This window comes from Sphingorhabdus contaminans, from assembly GCF_007280415.1.
Classification (GTDB): Bacteria; Pseudomonadota; Alphaproteobacteria; order Sphingomonadales; family Sphingomonadaceae; genus Sphingorhabdus_B; species Sphingorhabdus_B contaminans.
The window spans coordinates 941,773-963,078 of sequence record NZ_VKKU01000002.1 but is presented as its reverse complement, the minus strand read 5'-3'; the positions used below and the strand labels follow the sequence as shown (position 1 = coordinate 963,078).

Here is a 21,306-nt window from a genome sequence, read left to right as displayed (position 1 = left end):
CCCTTGTGACGCTTTCACCCATCATATTGAATTGGTTTGCCGCCCGGGGCTGGGCTCCGCGGCGGCACCAGCTGGACATGCTCGATGCAGCAGCGCAGAACCGGCATGCCTTGCTGGTTGCCGCGACGGGTGCCGGAAAGACGTTAGCCGGATTTCTGCCGACGCTGAATGCACTGGCCACCGAACCTGCCGAAGGTTTGCACACGCTCTACATCTCCCCCTTGAAAGCGCTTGCCGTCGATGTCCGGCGCAATTTGTTGATGCCGATCGAGGAAATGGGCCTGCCCATCCGGGTCGAAACAAGAACCGGCGATACACCGTCGGACCGCAAACAACGGCAACGCGTCAAACCGCCGCATATTCTGCTGACAACACCGGAATCATTGTCGCTGTTGCTCAGCCACGAAGACAGCGTCTTTCTTTTTTCGACGCTCCAACGCGTGATTGTCGACGAGGTGCATGCCTTTGCCAATGGCAAGCGCGGTGACTTGCTGAGCCTGTCGCTGGCGCGCCTCCAGACACTGGCGCCACAGATGGAACGCGTTGCGCTGTCGGCAACCGTCGCCGACCCCGACGACTACCGCGCATGGCTTGCCCCCGATGGCGACATCGATCTGGTGCAGCTTGTGACAGGCGAAACTGCCGCGGAACCGGACCTCGAGATCCTTTTGCCCGAGGGGCGGGTGCCGTGGGCGGGGCATAGCGGGCAACATGCCATACCCCAGTTGATCGAAGAAATTGGCCGCAACAACATCACCCTGATTTTCTGCAACACGCGCTTTCTGGCCGAATATATCTTCCAGAAATTGTGGGATGCCAACGATCCCAAATATGCGATCGGTATCCATCATGGATCGCTGTCGATAGAGGCACGGCGAAAGGTGGAGGGCGCAATGGCGGAAGGGAGATTGCGCGCGCTGGTGTGCACGGCCTCTCTCGATCTGGGTGTCGACTGGGGCGATGTGGACTGTGTCATCCAGATGGGCGCCCCCAAGGGCAGTTCCCGTTTGCTGCAGCGTATCGGCCGCTCCAACCACCGTATGGACGAACCGAGCAAGGCGATATTGGTACCTGGCAACCGCTTCGAATATCTGGAAGCGCAGGCCGCTTATGATGCCGTCCATGAAGGGGTACGTGATGGCGAAACCTTTCAGCCTGGAAGCTATGATGTGCTTGCCCAGCATGTCATGGGCATCGCCTGCGCCGGCCCCTTTGACGAAGCCGAGCTTCTGGCCGAAGTGCAATCGGCACTGCCTTATTCTGCTCTGGATGCAGGCACGTTCCACCGCGTCATCGAATTTGTTGCAACCGGCGGCTACGCGCTGAAAGCCTATGACAAGTTCCGCAAGCTGATATTGCGTCCCGACGGAAAATGGCATCTCGCGCATCCCCGCTTTGCCGCACAGCACCGGTTCAATGCGGGCATTATCGTCGATTCCCCCATGCTGGATGTGCGCTTCCGGAATGGCCGCAAACTGGGAAAGGTGGAAGAAAGCTTTGCCTCAACGTTGACCCCCGGCAACCGTTTCACCTTTGCGGGCATGGCGCTGGAGGTTGAATCGATCAAGGATCTCGACCTGATTGTCCGCGCATCGACAAAGCCCGCCAACACAATCCCCAGCTATATGGGCGCGCGGATGCCCCTGACCACCCATCTTGCAGGCCGGGTCCGGCAGATGCTGACCGAACGGGCCGGTTGGGCCCGCTTTCCCGACGATGTCCGCGAATGGCTGGAGATGCAGGACTATCGCAGCCAGATGCCGGAAGCCGGACAATTGCTTGTGGAAACATTTCCGCACGACAAGCGGCATTATATGGTCGCCTACCCGTTCGAAGGCTGGAATGCGCATCAGTCACTGGGAATGCTGCTGACCCGCCGGATGGAAAGCCGGGGACTGATGCCCATGGGCTTTGTTGCCAGCGACTATGCGCTGGGCGTCTGGAGCCTGAAGCCGGTAACGGACCCCGCGCCACTTTTTTCCGCCGACATATTAGCCGACGAGTTCATCGAATGGGTCGAGGGCAGCTATTTGCTGAAACGCGCATTCCGCGAGGTTGCGGTAATCAGCGGGCTCGTCGAGCGACAGCATCCGGGTAAGCGCAAAACCGGCAAGCAGGTGACCTTTTCAACCGACCTGATCTATGACGTGCTGCGTAAATATGAGCCCGACCACCTTTTGTTGGAGGCCGCCTGGGCCGATGCACGGGCGCGGCTGACCGATGTTGGACGGCTCGGCAATCTGCTCGACCGCGCCGCGGACACTATGTTGCATGTCGATCTCGAAAGGGTCAGCCCGCTGGCGGTCCCGTTGCTGGTGATGATCGGACGGGAAAGCGTGGCGCAAGGGTCGGTCGATGACGAGTTGCTGTTAGAGGCCGAAAGTTTGGCGGGCGTGGCGATGACGCCTTGATGAGCCCCTATCCTCCTCCCGGAAACCGTTCCGGGAGGAGGCGAGTGCAATTTGCAGGTCAGTTAAGCAAATTCTGTCTCCAGAACAGCAATGTCGTCCAGAACTGATAGTCGATATTTTCCTTCTTCGCGAAACCATGCCCTTCATTCTTGCCAAGCAAATGCCAGGCAACGCCGCCCTTGTCGCGGATGGCTTTAACGATCTGGTCGGCTTCGGATGCCGGCACGCGCGGGTCGTTACCGCCCGTGACGACGAACATCGGCTTTGAAATTTCGGCCACCCGTGTCAGCGGCGAGATTTCGAGCAGTTTTGCCCGCTGCACCGGATCGCGTTCATCCCCATATTCGACACGGCGCAGGTCGCGACGGTAGCTTTGGGTATTTTCAAGGAAGGTCACAAAGTTTGAAATGGCGACGATGCAGTTGGTGGCACGCAGCTTGTCCTTATACTGCACGGCTGCGGCATAGCACATGTAACCACCGTAGGACCCGCCTGTCAGTCCGAAGCGGCTGGCATCCAGCCCCTTGTCCTTACCCAGTACATCAAGAAATGCGCCCATATCCTTGACCGAATCCTCCCGTTTGAACGGACCATTGTCGAGGCTGACAAAGGTTTTGCCGTAACCGGTCGACCCCCGAACATTGGGATAGAAGATCGCCACACCCATTTCGTTCAGCAAATAGTTGCTGCGTCCCTGGAATCCGGGGCGCGACTGGCCTTCGGGTCCGCCATGGACATTCATGATCATGGGACGCTTGCCGGGGAATTTTGCAGGATCGGGGCGATAGAGAAAGCCGGATACTTCCAGGCCATCAAAGCTTTTTACCTTCACCAGCTCGGGTTCGACATTTTTGGATACATCGAGGCCGCCCGTTTCGCTTTCGGTCCAGCGGGTAACCTTGAGCGATTTGGGATCGATGCTATAGGCGTCGGCGGCGCTGCGGGCCGAAGTGAAGGTAATCCCGATCTCGCCCCATTCGGAGATGTCGAAACCACCAACAATACCGGCAGGCAACCCTTCAACCACGCGCACCTTGTCGGTCTTGGTGTCAAGGATCTTGACCTTGCTCATCCCTGCTTCATTCGTTGCATAGACGATGAAGCTGCCGTCGGGTGAAATGTCAAAAGCGTCGACGTCCCAGCTTTCCTTCGGCCCACGCGCGGTAAAGACACCGGTTTTGGGGTCGAGCGTACCCAGCCGCTGGAAATCCGAACCTTCGTCCGACGTTACCCAAAGCGTAGCGTCCGGCGCAAATTCCCCACCGCCATAGGCGATGTCTTTGGCATGATCGCCAATCGGCGTCATCTTACCGGTTGCAAGATCCAGAAGTGAAATGTCGACATTGGTTACCGACACATATTGGGCGACCAGCGCGCTTTTCTTGTCAGGGGCAAAATCCGACACGGCCCAGCCGCCCCCCTTGACCTCCGCCACCATGCGGTTGGTCGAGGGGTCGCGCGGATTCATGACATAAATGTCGTTGTCGGTGCCATTCCGTCGCGTCGAGGTATAGGCAACCAATTCGCCGTCCTTGCTCCATGCATTCAGCCCATTGCGGCTTTTGCCATCTGTCAAAAGGTTCAGCTTGCCATCTTTGAGGGCGTAAATCTGAAAGAATTCATTGCCGCCCACGTCTTTCTGCACGAGCAAAACATCGCCTTTCTTGGGCGCCCAGCTGCCATTGCCGACGGGTTCGGCTTCAAAGCTGATCTGTTTGCGGGCCATCATTGGCCCTGCGACGCGATGTAACTGTGCCGTATTCGCAAAGCGGGTGGCAACCAGCATGGAACGGTCGGTGGGATGCCAGCCAACAAAACCGGCGGTGCGGAATTCCATATAGGGTCGCGTTTCGGCGGGCAGTTCATCGGGTACAGGCGGTACGCCATCTGCGACAAGCGCATCCGGTTTGGGTGCATCGGCCAGGGCAGGTGCCATCGGCAAGGCCAAGGCGGCCAACAGGAGTAATTTCTTCACGGCAATCCCCTTCTCTTTTCGAATGACAAAAGGGCTAAACAAGGCAGCCTTCTATCGCAATCGGTAGCCCACGCCGCCTTCGACAAAGCCCAAATTCGCTTCGACAGGCGGCGACTTGTGGCGGCATATAAAGAAGCCTATCATGTGCGCAGGAGATGGAGAAATGAAACATATTGCCCTAGCGGTTTTTTCCACTTTTGCTTTTCTGGGACCTGCGTCTGCACAGGACGATGTCGACGCAAATGCCGCGGAGCCCCCTGCAATTGTCGAACAGTTCGGCATTGACCGCAGCGACCGGATGACGGTGCAAGTTCAGGTCAATGGAAGCGCAGCCGTTCCCTTCATTGTCGATACCGGCGCCGAACGGACGGTGATTGCCAATGATCTGGCACGCGATCTGGCCCTGGAGTCGGGTCCAACGCTGACACTTGCGACCATTTCAGGTAAAACGCAGGTCAATTCCTTTTACATCGATAAGCTGACCACTGCGGCGGTAAATTTGGAAGGGGTGGAAGCCCCAGGACTCGAACGGTCCAATCTGGGTGCCTATGGACTATTGGGTATCGACAGTCTGGAAGACAACCGTGTTCTGCTGGACTTCGCCAGCCAGAAAATGGATGTCCTGCCGTCGCGCCGCACGCGCGGGAAAACGAGGCTTGAAAACGGCATGATCGTCGTCAGTGCAAAGCGCAAAGCCGGACGCATGATTTTATCGAGTGCAAAGATCGACGGGATAAAGGTCGACATCATATTGGATACCGGCGCGCAAAGCAGCATGGCCAATATTGCGCTTCGCGACAAACTCCGCCGACGGCATCGCACGGTCGATTTCATCCCGGTAAAGATGAAGAGCGTTACCGGATCCATTTTGAACGGGGAGTTCACACAATTGAAGGAAATTGAAGTGGGCGGATTGACCATCAATGACCTGCCCATCACCTTTGCCGAAAATTATGCCTTCACCGCGCTTTCGTTGAACGATCGGCCGGCAATCTTGCTGGGGATGGATGCGCTTAAATTGTTCGACCGTGTGTTGATCGATTTTGGCAACCGCCGCGTTGGCTTTGACTTGCCTAAAGGCGTGTCGCGCCAGACACCCGCACGTTTGGCGTCTGCCTACTGACGACCGCTTGCCACATGCCGTCCTAATCCGCATAGGCGGTTGCAATGGCACGGACATTCACCTTTGGCGGGCACAGTTTTGAAATTGCCGGTGATGCTGCGCTTTACTGGCCAGCGCAAAAGATGCTGGTCGTTTCGGATCTCCATCTTGAAAAGGCCAGCGCCTTTGCCCTCGGGGGGCAGATGCTCCCCCCTTATGACAGCCTCGCCACGCTGGAACAGGTGGCCGCATTGGTCGAGGAATGCCGCCCCGAAACCGTCGTTTCTCTGGGTGACAATTTCCATGACGGTGCCGGGGAACAACGGCTTCAGGGCAGCGCGTCGGCTTTGTTGAAGGAGCTTGTTACAGCCGTGCGCTGGATTTGGGTAACCGGAAACCATGACCCCGATGTGCAGGGCCATTGGGGTGGCGAGACGGTCGAATCTTTGAGACGCGGCAATGTGATATTCCGCCATGAAGCACTGGATGCAGAAGAAGGACCGGAAATTTCCGGACATTTCCATCCAAAGTTCCGGCAGGCTGTCCGCGGGCGGCATGTGTCGCGCCGTTGTTTCGTGCGAAGTGAACGAAAACTGGTCATGCCGGCCTTTGGTGCATTGACGGGCGGGCTGGATGTGCGGGACCCTGCGCTTATCGCGGCGTTTGGTTGCACTAATATGGATAGGATTGAGGCGCTTGTGCCGACGCGTACGGGCATCGCGCTGTTCACCGTGCCGGCATCACCCGCGCTCGCCAAATAAGGCGGTGCCAACGCGAATATGCGTGGCGCCAAGCATGATGGCGGTTTGAAAATCGCCTGACATGCCCATGCTCAACCCGTCCAAACCATGGCGCGCCGCCATTTCGGCAAGCAACGCAAAATAAGGTGCCGGTTCTAAATCCGCAGGCGGCAAACACATCAGACCTGCAACCGGAATTTGCTCGGACTGTGTGGCGGCGAGCAATTCGGGCAGGGCGTCGATCGCACAACCACCCTTTTGCGGTTCTGCGCCGATATTCACCTGGATGAAGCATGGCAAGAGCCGCCCCTGTTCACGCATGGCCTTGCCCAAGGCCGTGACAAGAGAAAGGCGATCCAGCGAATGGATGACATCAAACAGGCTGACCGCCTCTGCGGCCTTGTTCGATTGCAACTGGCCGATCAGATGAAGGACAATGTCCGCATCCAGGGCTTTTAATTCCGGCCATTTGGTCTGGGCCTCCTGTATACGGTTCTCGCCATAATTGCGGTGACCTGCACGGATCAGAGGTTCTATGTCGCCAATGCTTCGCGTTTTGGACACGGCGATCAGGGTGATGTCCGCCGGTGCGCGGCGCGCAAGCTTTGCAGCGGCCGACATTTGTGATGTGATTTCATTCAGCCGGCCCTCGGCCGTTTCGCGTATCGCTTCCTGCATGGTGCGGCGCTATAGGCAAGTGGATGCGCCGCCGCCACCCCCTTCCAGCATTTTGGCTGATGACAGATCCCCGTTTCGGCGATGGGTTGCTGGACGCGGTGCGCCGCCTTCCATTCCGATCCGGGGTGATCTTTCGCCATTATGATATGGCGTTATCCGACCGAAAAACGCTTTTCCTCAAAGTCGCCCATGTCTGCCGGCAAAGGGGGCACATCCTGCTGTTGGCGGGCGATGCCCGTTTGGCACGCGCATGGCGCGCGGACGGTTTTCACCAGCGTTCCGCCGGTGCACGGACACAATTCCATACCGCGCCCGTGCACAATCGGCGCGAACTTGCCGAGGCGCGCCGGAACGGTGCCGATGCGCTACTGATCTCGCCGCTATTTCCAACCGCAAGCCATCCGGGCGCACCGAACCTTGGTCTTCCGGCCTTCGATGGGCTCGCACGGCAAGCAGGCGATTGCGCCGTTATCGCACTGGGCGGAATGAACCGGGCAAGGGGCCGAATGTTGTTCCCCAAAAAGATTGACGGGTGGGCTGCAATTGATGCGTTTCGCAGCAAATAGAGGGATTAGAAGCGGATTTTCGTCCCGACATAGACCGCTTCGCTATCCTTGCGGTTGTCCACCCTCGAAAGTACGCGGTCATTTTCGCTCGCGTAACGCAGTCCGGCGGTCACATCAATCTTGCGGCTGATTGAGAAGCTTCCGCCGACATCAAGCTTATAGTCACCGGACGCTGCGCTACCCCGTGCGGGCGGTGCGACTTCACGATTTTGATCAAGTTTGATATTCGTGCTGAACTTGCTTGGTTTCTTTGCGCTATCATCCAGACGGAAATTCCCGCGGCCCAGTTCGCTCAGAGGAACCTTAGCCGACAATTTGGGCGTCGAAGGCAAGGCAAAACCTTGCCAACCCTTGGATGCGGTCAGGCGATAGTCCACCGTGGAAAGCCGCATGGCCTTTCCTGCGCCTGTTTCGGTTGCAGCAATTGCACTGCGCACGGAAACTGCACCGGCGGTCAAACGACTGTTTGCGCGGGCGGCGACGATGATCGTACGGCTGCGCGAAGAGTCTGCGCCGGCCAAGGTGAAAGGAAAGCGGGCGCTGTTCTGGCTTTTCGAAGCGTCAAACCGCGCGGCAAGGCGGCTGTCGACACCGGAGGGCGTGAATGTATTCAGCCAATCTTTCGCGGACGATTTTGTTTGCGCGACGGAATCGGCGGCCCAGGCAGGCATGACCAGCGGCGACAGGACAAGCGAGCCCGTTGCAAGCATTGCTGCTGCAAAAGCGGCGTTTTTCCGCCGGAAAGGCTTACCCTTGTTCATCACAGAACCAAAACGACTCCCTGTTCCCCAACAGATATAGGACCAAATCGCGCAAATCGAAAGCGTCGATACCGATTAATCGGAATTAGAACGCGATTTTTGCCAATATGTTGCATGATATCCACAAAGTCGGCTCAACATTCCTTACCGCCCATTGGGAAACTCGTTGGTTCAGCACCCAGAAAGCTTGCTCAAGCCAGCAAGGCGTTATAGAGGTTCCCCAGAAATTCATCGTTCAAGGACATTATATGCGCATCTCTCGCCTGGCACTTATCCTCGCCTCTGGCACCATGTTGTTGTCGGCGTGCGGAGGCACGGCGCGCCCGAAGGCCGACCTCGCGGCAAGTCAGGTAACGACAATCGGCGTGAACAGCTATTTGTGGCGCGCTTCGCTTGATGCACTGTCCTTCATGCCGCTCGTCCAGACCGATTCGGCTGGCGGCGTGATTGTGACCGATTGGTATGTAAATCCGCAAAGCCCTGGCGAACGCATCAAGCTGACCGTCTCAATTCTTGATCAGGACTTGCGCGCCGATGCGTTGCGCGTTGCCGGCAGCCGTGAAGTTTCGCAAAATGGTCAATGGGTTGCCGCACCCCTGCGCGCCGCCACCGTCCAAAAGATGGAAGCCATCATTTTGACCAAGGCCCGCGACCTTCGCCGCACGTCCATAAGCGGATAATCGATGAGCCAGCCTGATCGTTTCAACCCGCACGTCGCCGACGCGCGGTGGCAAAAGATTTGGGAAGAGAAGGCGAGCTTTGTCGCCGATGACAGCTCGCCCAAACCGCGCAGCTATGTGCTGGAAATGTTTCCCTATCCGTCAGGGCGTATCCATATCGGGCATGTCCGCAACTATACGATGGGGGACGTTCTTGCCCGCTACCGGCGGATGACCGGGCACGAAGTTTTGCACCCCATGGGATGGGACGCATTCGGTATGCCCGCCGAAAATGCCGCTATGGAAAAGGGTGTGCACCCCGGCGGCTGGACCCGCGACAATATCGCGAACATGAAGGCGCAGTTGAAGCGTCTGGGCTTTGCCATCGACTGGACGCGCGAACTGGCGACCTGCGAGCCGGAATATTATGGCCATGAACAGGCGCTGTTTTTGAAACTGTACGCCGCCGGTCTGGTGTACCGCAAGGAATCCGCCGTCAATTGGGACCCGGTCGATATGACCGTGCTGGCGAACGAGCAGGTGATCGACGGAAAAGGCTGGCGCTCGGGCGCTCCTATCGAACGGCGCAAGCTCAGCCAGTGGTTTTTGAAAATCACCGATTTTGCGGACGAATTGCTCGACGGCCTTTCGTCGCTGGACCAATGGCCTGACAAGGTCCGGCTAATGCAGGAAAACTGGATCGGCAAATCAAAAGGCTTGCGCTGCCGCTTTGCTTTCCCGGGATCGAATGGCGACGGCATCGATGTCTACACGACACGGCCGGACACCATGTTCGGGGCGAGCTTCGTCGCGATTGCCGCAGACCATCCCGTTGCGCAAAAGCTGGCAGCCAACGCGCCCGAATTGCAGGCCTTTATCGAAGAATGCCGCAAGGGTGGAACGACCGCAGCCGACATTGAGACGGCCGAGAAAAAAGGATTTAACACAGGCCTGACGGTCGAACATCCGCTGGACCCCAGCTGGCATCTGCCTGTTTATGTCGCCAATTTTGTGCTGATGGATTATGGGACCGGCGCCATTTTTGGCTGCCCGGCGCACGACCAGCGCGACCTTGATTTCGCGCGGAAATATGATTTGCCGGTAACGCGCGTGGTCTCAGACGGTGATCTGACAGACAGCCATTTTTCAGGTAACGTCGCCTATACCGGCCCCGGGACAATCGTGAATTCCCACTGGCTGGACGGCCTGACCAGCGAACAGGCAATTGCCGATGTTATCGCCAAGGCAGAAGCCGAAGGCTGGGGTCAAGGGCAGACGCAATACCGGTTGCGCGACTGGGGTGTCAGCCGCCAGCGTTATTGGGGCACGCCCATTCCCATCATCCATTGCGATTCCTGTGGCGCCGTGCCCGTGCCAGAGGCGCAATTGCCGGTAAAGCTTCCCGAAGATGTGACTTTTGACATCCCCGGCAATCCGCTCGACCGTCACCCGACATGGAGCAAAGTCGACTGCCCGCAATGTCACAAGCCCGCACGCCGCGAAACCGACACGCTGGATACCTTTGTCGATTCCAGCTGGTATTTCATCCGTTTTGCCAGCCAGCCGGGGGACAAGCCCTTTGATCGTGCGATTGCCGAAAAATGGCTGCCGGTGCAGCAATATATTGGCGGTGTGGAACATGCGATCCTGCATCTTCTCTACGCACGCTTCTGGACACGCGCCCTGAGCCATATCGGCATGATTGACGTCAAGGAGCCTTTTGCCTCGCTGTTCACGCAAGGCATGGTGACGCACCAGACCTTTCAGGATGCCGACGGCAAATGGCTGAGTCCCGATCAGGTCACACGCGCAGGCGATATCTGGACCATCGTCGAAACGGGAGCGCCTGCGACGGCCGGCCGTATCGAGAAAATGTCCAAGTCGAAGAAGAATGTCGTCGATCCCGATGACATTGTCGACCAATATGGGGCCGACGCCGTGCGCTGGTTCATGCTGTCGGACAGCCCGCCCGAACGCGATCTGGAATGGTCCGAGGCCGGCATCGAAGGTTGCTGGCGCTTTGTCCAGCGTCTCTGGCGTTTGACGGGACAGGTCAGTGGTGCCGAGGGTGAAGACAAGGCGCTGATGCGCAAAACGCATCAGGCGATTGCAGGCGTCGGCGCAGATATCGAGGCGCTATCCTTTAACAAGGCCGTCGCCAAGATTTATGATCTGGCCAACGCCATAGAAAAGGCCGCCCCTTCCGCATCCCGCGACGAAGCCATCCGGACTATCCTTCTCCTGTCCGCACCCATGGTTCCGCATCTGGCTGAAGAGGCATGGACAAGATTGGGCGAAGGCCTGATAGCCGATGCATCCTGGCCCCAGGTTGATCCGGCGCTGTTGGTGGAAGATGAAGTGACTATCGCAATCCAGGTCAAAGGCAAATTGCGCGATACACTCACCGTTGCAAAAGGACTGGGCCAGGACGAGATGCAGGCGCTTGCGCTTGCCAGCCAAAAGGTCCAGCATGCCATCGGAGATGCGGAAATCCGCAAGGTTATTGTCGTCCCGGACAGGCTGGTCAACATCGTCATATGAGACATTTGCTCGCTTTAATTCTGCTCAGCCTGATGCTATCCGCATGCGGGCTGAAACCGCTATATAGCGGAGGATCGACGGGCGCCGTTGCCTCCACTCTTGGCACGGTCATGGTGGAGCCTATCGCCGGAAAAAATGGATGGCTGATGCGCAATGCGTTGAACGACCGGTTGGGATTCGCACAATCCGCATCGGCCAAATTCCGGCTGGTGGTTGCTCTCGATGACCAGATTGAAGGCTTTGGTGTTCGCGCCGACGATACCGTCACCCGTGAACGACGCACATTGCGGGCCCGTTACCAGCTTATCTCGCTGACAACCGGGGAAACCGTGCTGGACGCGACGGCCGGGGCAGATGCCGGCATCGATGTGGTCAGTTCCGAATATGCCACCATAGCCGGCGAAAATACCGCGTTGGAAAATCTGACCCAGCGTGTCGCGGACCAGATAGTGACGCGCCTTTCGCTCTACGCAGGCGGCGAATGACCAACGCCAAGGAACGCGGTTTCATCAGCGCTATAACAACGCGGTCCGATATACGGCTTTTCTTCATTTTCGGTCAGGATGAATCGGCGATTGCCGACATTGCCAGTCAAATGGCGGCACAACTGGTTGGGGCCGAACGGATCGACATCGACAGCGACCGCATCCGCAATGACCCGGCGCTGCTGGCCGATGAAGCCTCTGCCCTGTCGTTATTTGGCGACAAACGCTATGTTCGGGTCAATTTCCGCCGCGAAGAAGCCTTGGCCGCAGTCGAAAATCTGCTTGAACTGGACAGTTGCGTTAACCCGGTAATCGCAACCGCCGGAAATCTGACCAAGACAAGCAAATTGCGCAAATTGGTGGAAAGCCATCCTCGCGCCATGTCGCATATATGTTATCTTCCCGAAGAAACAGACGCCGCGTCGGCCGTCATGGGCTATGCCGCCACGGTCGGCCTGAAGCTCGACCGCAGTCTTGCCGCGCGTATTGCCCGCTATACCCATCAGGATCGCAAATTGGCGCAGGCCGAAATCGAGAAACTGGCGCTTTATTATGATGCGTCACCGCAACGGCCGGCGACCGTCGATGTCACCATTTTTGAAGCCTTGTCGGCCGAAACGGGTGAGGAGAATGTCAACGGTCTGATCAACCAGATCATGAATGGCGACCTGCGGGGTACAGGGCGCGAATTAGTATCGGCCCATAATCTGGGCGTGGATGCAATCCGCATCACCCGGGCACTTCAACGCCGCGTGGCTTTGCTCGCTGCCTTGCGGGCCAAAGTCGACAAGGGCTCCAATCCCGGCGCCGTTGTGAAAGCGACGCGTTCGATTTTCTGGAAAGATGCGGACGATTTCGTCAACCAGTTGGGCCGCTGGACATCCGCGCGGCTAGTCGGCCTGAACGGCCATCTTCTCGATCTGGAATCGAAACTTATGAGCGTTCGCGAAGGGTTGGGCGTGATTATACTGGAAGAAGAACTGATCCGGATTGCCCGGGCTGCGGCACGAAGCCGGTAAATTCATTCATATTGGGCGGTTATGGGGATCCGTGCACGAAAAGTCCCCGAAGCATTACCCTGCACCACCAATTTACCACCGAAGGAAAAGCTGAGGCGGCCTTCGCGATCCAGCCGCGGATTACCGACGATACTGGCGCGCAGTCCGACAATCTTGATCACTGCTCCGGTGGAAGAGGTCATATCGGCGGTTGTGGGCATGTCGATACGAATGGCACGACCCGGCTCTCCACGCACAACAGCCGTACCGGCGAAGGCAGGTCCGCCAAGGTCGATGATGGATCCGTCGACACGCCGGCTGCCATTTTGGGGGTCCACATCAATCTGGCCACCGCCGCCGCCGGAAAGTGCAGCGCGGCTGAAATCGAGTTGTGTGGTGATATCAATGGAAAGGGGTGTTGCCCTGTCTGAAGCTACTTCCGCGCTTTCTTGCGTTTTTGTGCACAACAGACAGGATTCCTCGCCCGCAGCCATAAGCAACGGTACAAGCATCATCACGGTCAAAGCGCGGCGCTTATGATCTGGTCCTATCATAGCCTTTTTACCTTAGCCGCTTTATGGTAAACCTTAGGTTAAACCCCGGTCTTGAAGAACGGCACCCACCCCACCATCTCCATGGTCTGAAAGGCGGAAAAATGGAAAAAGTACACAAAAGCGATGCGGAATGGCGGGAGCAGCTGGACCCGGTACAATATCATGTCCTGCGCGAGGCTGGGACAGAACGCGCTTTTGCAGGAAAGCTGACTGATGAAAAACGCCCCGGCGAATTTCGCTGCGCGGGTTGCGGCACCGCCCTTTTTGTTTCGGATAAGAAATTTGACAGCGGGTCGGGCTGGCCCAGCTTTACCGCGCCTGCTGATCCGGAAGTTGTCGAGGAGCATCGCGACACGTCGCATGGCATGATCCGTACCGAAGTACGCTGTGCCGCGTGCGAAGGGCATCTCGGCCATGTTTTCCCCGACGGGCCGGGACCAACGGGTCTGCGTTACTGCATTAACAGCGCCGCACTTGAATTCGACCCCGAATAACTTGGTCCTTGTCCCTGAATCCCATTGGCGATAACAACGCCCCCGATGGCATCTGCATATACTCCAAATAGCGGACGAGGCTCATTCATGATGTGGGTTGTTCGTCTTTTCAAAATCGGTGTTGGCGCGTTCCTGTTGGGGTTGATGGTACTCGGCATATTCGTCGCCGTTGCCCGCGGCGAAATCGACAGTTTCGAGGATTTGAAGGCATCACCAAATGGCCAGATGATCCGCGTACGTGCAGCAGATGGCACAGTAATCCAGTCCCTTGGCCCCAGTTTTGGCCGCTGGCTCACCTTTTCGCAGTTACCGACCGAGATGAAAGAGGCGATGGTCGCTGTTGAGGATCGCCGCTATTACATGCATCCGGGCGTCGACCCGATCGGTATTACCCGCTCTTTTTATGTGCGCGCGATCGAAGGCCGCTGGACACAAGGCGGCTCCACCATCACACAACAACTCGCGCGTAACATCTACCTGAATAATAACAAGGAGTTCGGGCGGAAAATCCGCGAGATAATCCTTGCTCTGGCAATGGAAACCAAGTTTTCCAAGGAGCAGATACTCGAGCTTTATCTGAACAAGGTCTATTTCGGTGGCGGCGCCTATGGCGTTGATGCCGCGAGCCGTAAATTTTTCGACCACGGCGCGGAAGAACTTTCGCTGGCCGAGGCTGCCATTATCGCGGGGCTTGTGAAGGCGCCTTCACGCTATTCGCCGACCGCAGACGCAAAGGCCGCGCTCGACCGCGCCGGTGTCGTTGTCGAAGTGATGCAGGATGCAGGCATGATAACGGCGGAACAAGCCGCAGCGGTCAAGCCAGCCCAGGTCAAGATTGCAGCCGAACCGCCGCAGGACAGTGTCCGATATTTCACCGACTGGGTGTTGCCGCAACTGGATGGCCTGATCGATGAGACGGAAAAGCCGATTGACGTGTGGACCACGCTCGACCTGAAAATGCAGCGCGCCGCGACAAAGGCGATTGTCAACAATGTGCCAAAAGGCGCCCAGGGCGCGCTGGTCGCCATTGACCGCGACGGTGCCGTGAAGGCGATGGTTGGCGGTACCGACTATGTGACCAGCAACTATAACCGGGCGGTGACCGCGGTTCGTCAACCGGGATCGGCATGGAAATTGTTCGTCTATCTGACCGCACTGGAATCGGGATTCCGTCCCGAAGATACGGTTGTCGATGAACCTGTCGAGATAGACGGCTGGCAGCCCAAGAATAGTGGTGGCAATTATGCCGGCGAGATCAGCTTGCGCACGGCCTTTGCCTATTCAAAGAACACGGTGGCCGCCAAGCTGGGTGAGGAAGTGGGCACCAGCAGCATTGCCAATATGGCGCGCCGGTTCGGCATTACGACACCGATCAACACGCAACCGTCCATGGTATTGGGCACGTCCGAAGCGCGCGTGATCGACATGACCCGTGCCTTTGCCGAAGTGGCGGCAAAAGGGCGCAGCCTGACTCCATATGGCATTTCCAAAGTGACGACGATTGACGGCGAAGTAATCTATTCGGCCAAGCCGCAGAAATCGATCCAGTTGGTTGAGGAATGGGTTGCCGGCGGCATGACTGACCTGATGCAGACGGCAGTTGCAACCGGAACCGGCCGCGCAGCAAATATTGGCCGACCCGTGGCCGGAAAGACAGGGACCACCAGCAGCAACAAGGACGGCTGGTTCTTGGGCTTTTCAAGCGGCCTGACGACCGGTGTATGGATGGGTCGTGACAATGCGCGTGCCGTCGGCGGATTGGAAGGCGGGCGGGCTCCGGCGCAGGCCTGGGCGGCGTTCATGCGTGTCGCGGTCGCTGGCCGTCCAGTCGAGCAGTTCGCCACCGAAGTCACTTTCCCGGAAAGATTGGAAGACGAGGAGCTTCTGGGTGAAGATGGCGAACCCCTGCTTCTGGACGAGAATGGAAATCCGATAGAGGGTGTTCCGTCTGTCGACGACCCCGGATTGCCCGATGGCACCCGGCCCGAGCAACTGGATGAAGAGTTTATCGATAAAGCGCTGGGGCGCCGACCGGCTGAGCCACAGGCTGAGCCCGAGGACCCGCAAGGATTTTAGGGGCAACCCCTGACCTATATTATGGCTTAGAGCTTATGCCCGGTGCGGTCGCGCTTGGTCGCAAGATAATGGGCATTGTGCGGGTTTGAAGCAATCTTCAGGGGCAGGCGCTCGGGAACCCCGATCCCCTCGGCCTGCAATCCGGCAACCTTTTCAGGGTTATTGGTCAGCAAACGTACCGAAGAGACACCCAAAAGCTTGAGCATTTGTGCCGCCACGGAAAAGTCCCGCGCATCAATGGCAAAGCCGAGCCGAACATTTGCGTCAACGGTGTCGAATCCCTGATCCTGCAAGGCATAGGCGCGCAATTTGTTGATAAGGCCTATTCCGCGACCTTCCTGCCGCAGATAGAGCAATATGCCCCATTGTGCGTCCGATATCTGGTGCAGCGCCTCATGCAGTTGCGGGCCGCAGTCGCATTTCAGGCTCCCCAACACATCGCCTGTCAGACACTCGCTGTGCAAACGCACCACGGGATCGCTCTGGTCGCGCTTTCCGATCACCAGTGCGATATGGTCCGTCGAGTCCGCAGCGGAACGGAAGGCCACAATCTCCGCCTCTGCATTTGCCGCGACCGGCAAGCGCGCGCGAGTCGCGATCGCAAGCGCGTTGCTGTCATCGAAAGCGGCCACATCTTCCGGGCTCACGCTTTCTTCGGCAACCGCCTCGTCACCCAGTACCAGAAAAGCCGGCAATAGACCTGCAAGACGCGCCAACTCCATTGCCGCCTGCAACGGGGCGGCTTCGCCAATTGGCTGGGCCACAAAAGGCCCTTTCATCGGATAGCGCAAATCAAGCGTCGGGTCGGCTATGGCGAGTGCCATCGACAGGTCCATGTCGGCAGGCGCTGCGATGCAGACGGGCAGGTTCGTGTCCGCTGCGGCCCGCTGGTTGACCAGTTTCAGCGTCGCTGCCCGGCTTGCCGACAAAAGCAAACCTTTGACGTCCGCTATCGCGCTGGTCGTTTCAATCGCTGCGATCCGGATGGCCGAGCCTGCTGACCCGATTTGGACAATCCATCCCCGGCGAAGCGCGTCGATAGCTCGCGCCGCATTCCGGGGATTGCCCACCGCCGACACAGGGGCCGTCAAAAGGCGAATTCCGTGACGATGGGTGCATGGTCCGAAGGCTTGCCCCATCCGCGTATATGTTTGTGCACGACATGGGATTTGGCCTTGTCTTTAAGATCGGGCGTCACCCACATATGGTCCAGTCGTCGGCCGCGGTCCGACGTTTCCCAATCCTGCGCACGGTAGCTCCACCAGGTGTAGAGTTTCTGGCTGGGGTCGACAAAATGCCGCGCAATGTCCACCCAGTTTCCGGCCTGCTGGATCGCCGCGAGATGATCGCACTCGATGGGCGTATGGCTGACGACGTTAATCAGCTGCTTATGGCTCCACACATCATGTTCGAGCGGGGCGACGTTGAAATCGCCCGTCAAAATGGTCGGGCTGCTGATGCTGTCGGACCACTCTTTCATGCGGGTCAGAAAATCCAGCTTCTGCCCGAATTTCGGATTTGCCTCCCGGTCCGGGATATCGCCACCCGCCGGTATGTAGACATTGTCGAGGCGTACACCCTTTGTGGATTCGATATTGAGCTCGGCACTGATATGGCGCGCCTCTCCATTCGCCTGCCAGTCTTCAACCTTGCGATTGATGAGTGGCACCTTGCTGACAATTGCCACGCCATGATGCATCGGCTGTCCATTGATCATCATGTGGCGATAGCCCAGTTGCCGGAACAGGCCCTCGGGGAAAAGGCTGTCGATGACCTTCGTTTCCTGAAGGCATAAAATATCCGGTGCTTCCTCTTTGAGAAAGCGTTCGACAATGTCGATCCGGGCGCGGACTGAATTGATATTCCACGAGGCGATGCGGAGTGTCTGTGACATAAGCTAAAGGCCCTAGATGCACCCGAGGCCGTGGGCAAGCGGCTGATGGCAAAAATGAAGCGGAAAAAGCAAAGCCCTCATCCCGGGGGCATTTGGGATGAGGGCTAAGCTTGCGTTCGTCACGCGGATATCAGGGCCGGCTTCATCGTCGTGGGCAACAGGGGGAAAACCACACGAACTACCAACCGCTGATGAGGAATTTATACTATGCGTTTCCTGTCACTCAGATGAACAAGGAACCCTGCCAAGGCGACTGGTCGGCGCACAGCATCGGTTCGTCGCCCCATATCAGCTTTTACGGCGAACGGGGCGCGGGTCTTTCCAGGTAAAGGCCGAATTAGGCACATTTCCATTATATTTCACATTACCGAGTCGGACACTGGTGCGGTTATTTTTCGAATCGAGCGCCACCCATCCGTTCAGCGTCAATCCACCCGGCGCGCCTGCCTGACGCACGAACACCATCGTGATGACACCAAATTCCGGCCGCTTGGGATCGCGCACTTCGACGCTGATCACATCGTCGGTCGATGTTTCAACCAACTTGCCATAACGGCGCAGGTCCTGACCCGGGTCAAGCAACGCCGCAAGCGGGCTGTTTCGGATGGGCCAGCGCTGCACCTGGCGGACTTCATAGTCGACCATCGTCAGCGATTTGCCGTCACCGACAATCAGCAGGGGGACACCCTTTTGATATTCGAAACGGATATGGCCAGGCCGCTTCAACAGCAATTTGCCCGACAGGGTCGAACCGCGCCGGTCTGTCTGCGTAAATGTCGAGGTCATCGTACCGACCGACTGCATATGGGCCACAACCCGGTCCATCTTGGCCGAACCGCTCTGCGCCGATCCCGGCATCGTCATCACCAGCGCAACCGGCGTGAACATCAGGGCATATTTTCCAAAAGTCATTGTCATTTTCCAAGGGAGAGGGCGGGTCCGTCTGCCAAACGCGCGTTGAACCAAGTCTTAACGCCTAAAGCGGTTCGCCGTTCCGGTCACGCAGAACTTCGCGCCGGCCGATATGGTTCGGACCGCTGATTAATCCATCCTCTTCCATCCGGTCAATCAGACGCGCAGCGCTGTTATAGCCGATGCGCAGCTGCCGCTGGATCCAGCTTGTCGATGCCTTCTGGCTTTCGAATACGATCTGGCAGGCTTTGCGATACTGGGCATCTTCCTCGCTATCCTCGCCGCCGATACCGCCAAAATCGAATCCGCCGTCTTCGGGTTCTTCGGTAACGGCCTGGATATATTCAGGCTGCCCTTGTCCGCGCCAATGGTCAGCCACGCGCCGTACTTCGTCATCGGACACAAAAGGTCCGTGAATGCGGGTCAGTCCGCGGCCACCCGCCATATACAGCATGTCGCCCTTGCCCAGAAGCTGCTCTGCGCCCTGTTCCCCCAAAATGGTTCGGCTGTCGATTTTAGACGTTACGTGGAAGGATATACGGGTCGGCAAATTGGCCTTGATCACGCCGGTAATGACATCGACCGAGGGCCGCTGCGTTGCCATGATCAGATGTATCCCGGCGGCACGCGCCTTTTGCGCCAACCGCTGGATCAGGAATTCCACTTCCTTCCCGGCTGTCATCATCAAATCGGCAAGCTCGTCCACGATGATGACAATCTGGGGCATCGGTTCATAGGCCAGTTGCTCTTCCTCATATTGTGGCTGGCCGGTCATCGGATCATATCCGATCTGCACCCTGCGCCCCAATGGCGAACCCTTTGCCTTGGCAGCGCGGACCTTTTCATTGAAGTTGGCGAGATTCCGGACGCCCAGCGAGGACATCATGCGGTAACGCTCCTCCATCTGCTCCACTGCCCATTTCAGGGCGCGGATTGCCTTTGCAGGCTCTGTCACCACAGGAGAAAGCAAATGGGGGATATCATCATAGCTGCTGAGTTCGAGCATTTTGGGATCGATCATGATCATCCGACACTGGTCAGGCGTCAACCTGTAAAGCAGCGAGAGGATCATACAGTTCAACCCGACCGACTTACCCGACCCGGTCGTACCAGCCACGAGGAGGTGGGGCATAGGCGCCAGATCAGCGATCACCGGATCACCCGAGATATTCTTGCCCAAAATGATCGGCAGCGCACCTTTCTGGTCGGCAAAGGCACTGGAGCCAACCATTTCCTGGAACACCACCGCCTCACGGTGCGTATTGGGCAGTTCGATTCCCATCACCGTCCGGCCCGGTATGGTCGACACACGCGCCGACAGGGCGGACATGTTGCGTGCGATATCTTCGGCAAGCTGTACTACACGGCTGGACTTGATACCGGCCGCGGGCTCAAGTTCGTACATGGTCACCACCGGACCGGGCCGCACCGCCACAATCTGGCCCTTCACATGAAAATCGTCGAGCACGGATTCGAGAAGCCGCGCATTAGCCTCCAGAGCAGTTTTATCCAGTTTCGGCACCGAAACGGCTGGAGGCGGATCCAGCAGATCGAGCGACGGCAGGGCATAGCTGCCGAAAAAGTCGCCTTGCCGGGCCCCTGTCGAAAATGCGGCTTTCTTGGGCGCCGAACTGCGATCGTCGATGACCGGCGGCTTGCGGCTTTCCGGTTCCACCGACTTGCGCGGCGGCTTGGGTTCCAGATTGATGACAGGTGCGGCCTCGTCGCTGTCGGTGCCCGCGTCCAGATTCATTCCGAATTTCGGCATCGGCAGGGCCGGTATGCGCAACAGCGGGCGTTCCAGTTGCAGGGACCGGATCACCACCGTTATCCCGCCCAATAAGGTGCCGACGATCAGTATGACGCGGATCAATGTCCCCAGCGCACCCTCAACCTGGCCGATAAGGGGCGTGACGGCACTATCCAACAGAAGGGCGAACGTTCCGCCCCATCCTGCAGGCAGGCCAATGTCACTGCCATGCTGCCAATAGGCCATTCCGAAACCGATGATGAACATGCCTGCAAGGCAGGTCACCAACTGCCGTTTCCACTGCGGTTGCGGTACATCGCGCCAAAGACGCCGTGCAAAAATCAGCATCAGGGGAAACAGGAAAATTGCGGGTAAGCCGAACAGGAAAAGCGCCGCGTCGCCAATATAGGCGCCGGGCTGGCCCATCCAGTTATGCTGAACATCGGCAGCCGCACTGTTGAACGCCGCATCCGCAGGTGAATAGCTTAAAACGGAAAAGCCGTAAAAGAAGGCAAACAACCCAAGCGCAGCCGCACCGAACAACGCGCCGCTCCGGATCAGAGACGCGCGCATCATCTGGCGCCAGTTGGCCATATTGTTCTTGCCGGTGATCTTCGAAATGCGCGACGCCATGAAACACTGCTCTATAAGGTTAATACGCCCCCTTTTCGCCTTCACCGGACTCCCCGTCAAGCATTACGGGCAAAATC

The 21,306-nt window shown here is 57.8% G+C and carries 18 protein-coding genes; 10 read left to right on the top strand and 8 right to left on the bottom strand.

All coding sequences use genetic code 11. The features are described from left to right. Window positions 1–5 precede the first annotated feature (5 nt). Window positions 6–2,411, top strand: a complete 2,406-nt coding sequence (locus FOM92_RS12830) for a ligase-associated DNA damage response DEXH box helicase (RefSeq protein ID WP_143777237.1) — start codon at window positions 6–8, stop codon at window positions 2,409–2,411. Window positions 2,412–2,469: 58 nt separating this feature from the next. Here FOM92_RS12830 and FOM92_RS12825 read toward each other — a convergent pair whose 3' ends face one another. Next, a complete protein-coding gene (locus FOM92_RS12825; protein ID WP_246087293.1) occupies window positions 2,470–4,386 on the bottom strand; it encodes a S9 family peptidase in 1,917 nt (638 codons plus the stop codon). Between the two features lie 163 nt (window positions 4,387–4,549). Here FOM92_RS12825 and FOM92_RS12820 point away from each other — a divergent pair, with 163 nt between their 5' ends. Continuing rightward, entirely contained in the window at window positions 4,550–5,509 is a 960-nt protein-coding gene (locus FOM92_RS12820; RefSeq protein WP_170226880.1) for a retroviral-like aspartic protease family protein, read from the top strand. Window positions 5,510–5,553: 44 nt separating this feature from the next. Then, a complete protein-coding gene (gene pdeM / locus FOM92_RS12815; protein WP_143777235.1) occupies window positions 5,554–6,249 on the top strand; it encodes a ligase-associated DNA damage response endonuclease PdeM in 696 nt (231 codons plus the stop codon). On the opposite strand, the gene FOM92_RS12810 is transcribed toward pdeM, so the two are convergent. Further along, on the bottom strand, window positions 6,229–6,906 hold the full coding sequence (locus FOM92_RS12810) for a YggS family pyridoxal phosphate-dependent enzyme (protein ID WP_143777234.1): 678 nt from the start codon (window positions 6,904–6,906) through the stop codon (window positions 6,229–6,231). The two genes, pdeM and FOM92_RS12810, sit on opposite strands and share 21 nt — an antisense overlap. 59 nt (window positions 6,907–6,965) lie before the next feature. Here FOM92_RS12810 and FOM92_RS12805 point away from each other — a divergent pair, with 59 nt between their 5' ends. After that, window positions 6,966–7,472, top strand: coding sequence for a thiamine phosphate synthase (locus FOM92_RS12805; protein WP_246087292.1), 507 nt, complete (start codon window positions 6,966–6,968; stop codon window positions 7,470–7,472). 5 nt (window positions 7,473–7,477) lie between these two features. Here FOM92_RS12805 and FOM92_RS12800 read toward each other — a convergent pair whose 3' ends face one another. Further along, window positions 7,478–8,236 (bottom strand): hypothetical protein, encoded by a 759-nt coding sequence (locus tag FOM92_RS12800; RefSeq protein ID WP_143777232.1) that lies wholly within the window; start codon window positions 8,234–8,236, stop codon window positions 7,478–7,480. Window positions 8,237–8,481: 245 nt separating this feature from the next. Between FOM92_RS12800 and FOM92_RS12795 the strand changes: the two genes are divergently transcribed. From FOM92_RS12795 to holA, 4 genes are read left to right on the top strand one after another with little or no spacing between them, the layout of a single operon-like run. Beyond that, the gene (locus FOM92_RS12795; protein WP_143777231.1) at window positions 8,482–8,913 is read left to right on the top strand and encodes a DUF3576 domain-containing protein; all 432 of its coding nucleotides are present in this window, start codon (window positions 8,482–8,484) and stop codon (window positions 8,911–8,913) included. A gap of 3 nt (window positions 8,914–8,916) precedes the next feature. After that, on the top strand, window positions 8,917–11,433 hold the full coding sequence (gene leuS / locus FOM92_RS12790; protein ID WP_143777230.1) for a leucine--tRNA ligase: 2,517 nt from the start codon (window positions 8,917–8,919) through the stop codon (window positions 11,431–11,433). Continuing rightward, entirely contained in the window at window positions 11,430–11,918 is a 489-nt protein-coding gene (gene lptE / locus FOM92_RS12785) for an LPS assembly lipoprotein LptE (protein ID WP_143777229.1), read from the top strand. The genes leuS and lptE overlap by 4 nt, the downstream gene beginning before the upstream one ends. Then, window positions 11,915–12,937, top strand: a complete 1,023-nt coding sequence (gene holA / locus FOM92_RS12780) for a DNA polymerase III subunit delta (RefSeq protein ID WP_143777228.1) — start codon at window positions 11,915–11,917, stop codon at window positions 12,935–12,937. The genes lptE and holA overlap by 4 nt, the downstream gene beginning before the upstream one ends. A 2-nt stretch (window positions 12,938–12,939) precedes the next feature. On the opposite strand, the gene FOM92_RS12775 is transcribed toward holA, so the two are convergent. Continuing rightward, window positions 12,940–13,470 carry a DUF4402 domain-containing protein gene (locus FOM92_RS12775; RefSeq protein WP_143777227.1) on the bottom strand — a complete coding sequence of 177 codons (531 nt, stop codon included), beginning with the start codon at window positions 13,468–13,470 and terminating at the stop codon, window positions 12,940–12,942. A gap of 101 nt (window positions 13,471–13,571) precedes the next feature. On the opposite strand from FOM92_RS12775, the gene msrB reads away from it, so the two are divergent. Both msrB and FOM92_RS12765 read left to right on the top strand, forming a co-directional pair. Further along, window positions 13,572–13,964, top strand: a complete 393-nt coding sequence (gene msrB, locus FOM92_RS12770; protein WP_143777226.1) for a peptide-methionine (R)-S-oxide reductase MsrB — start codon at window positions 13,572–13,574, stop codon at window positions 13,962–13,964. Between the two features lie 45 nt (window positions 13,965–14,009). After that, on the top strand, window positions 14,010–16,040 hold the full coding sequence (locus tag FOM92_RS12765; protein WP_143777225.1) for a transglycosylase domain-containing protein: 2,031 nt from the start codon (window positions 14,010–14,012) through the stop codon (window positions 16,038–16,040). A 26-nt stretch (window positions 16,041–16,066) separates the two neighbouring features. Here the strand turns inward: FOM92_RS12765 and ribA are convergent, their stop codons facing one another. From ribA to FOM92_RS12745, 4 genes are all read right to left on the bottom strand, one after another. Next, the gene (ribA, locus tag FOM92_RS12760) at window positions 16,067–17,131 is read right to left on the bottom strand and encodes a GTP cyclohydrolase II (RefSeq protein ID WP_246087290.1); all 1,065 of its coding nucleotides are present in this window, start codon (window positions 17,129–17,131) and stop codon (window positions 16,067–16,069) included. Then, complete coding sequence (gene xth, locus FOM92_RS12755) at window positions 17,128–17,934, bottom strand: exodeoxyribonuclease III (RefSeq protein WP_143777223.1); 807 nt, start codon at window positions 17,932–17,934, stop codon at window positions 17,128–17,130. Before xth ends, ribA begins: the two co-directional genes overlap by 4 nt. Before the next feature lie 288 nt (window positions 17,935–18,222). Next, entirely contained in the window at window positions 18,223–18,846 is a 624-nt protein-coding gene (locus FOM92_RS12750; RefSeq protein ID WP_425473390.1) for a LolA family protein, read from the bottom strand. A 64-nt stretch (window positions 18,847–18,910) separates the two neighbouring features. Then, window positions 18,911–21,229, bottom strand: coding sequence for an FtsK/SpoIIIE family DNA translocase (locus FOM92_RS12745; RefSeq protein ID WP_246087289.1), 2,319 nt, complete (start codon window positions 21,227–21,229; stop codon window positions 18,911–18,913). Between the last annotated feature and the right edge of the window lie 77 nt (window positions 21,230–21,306).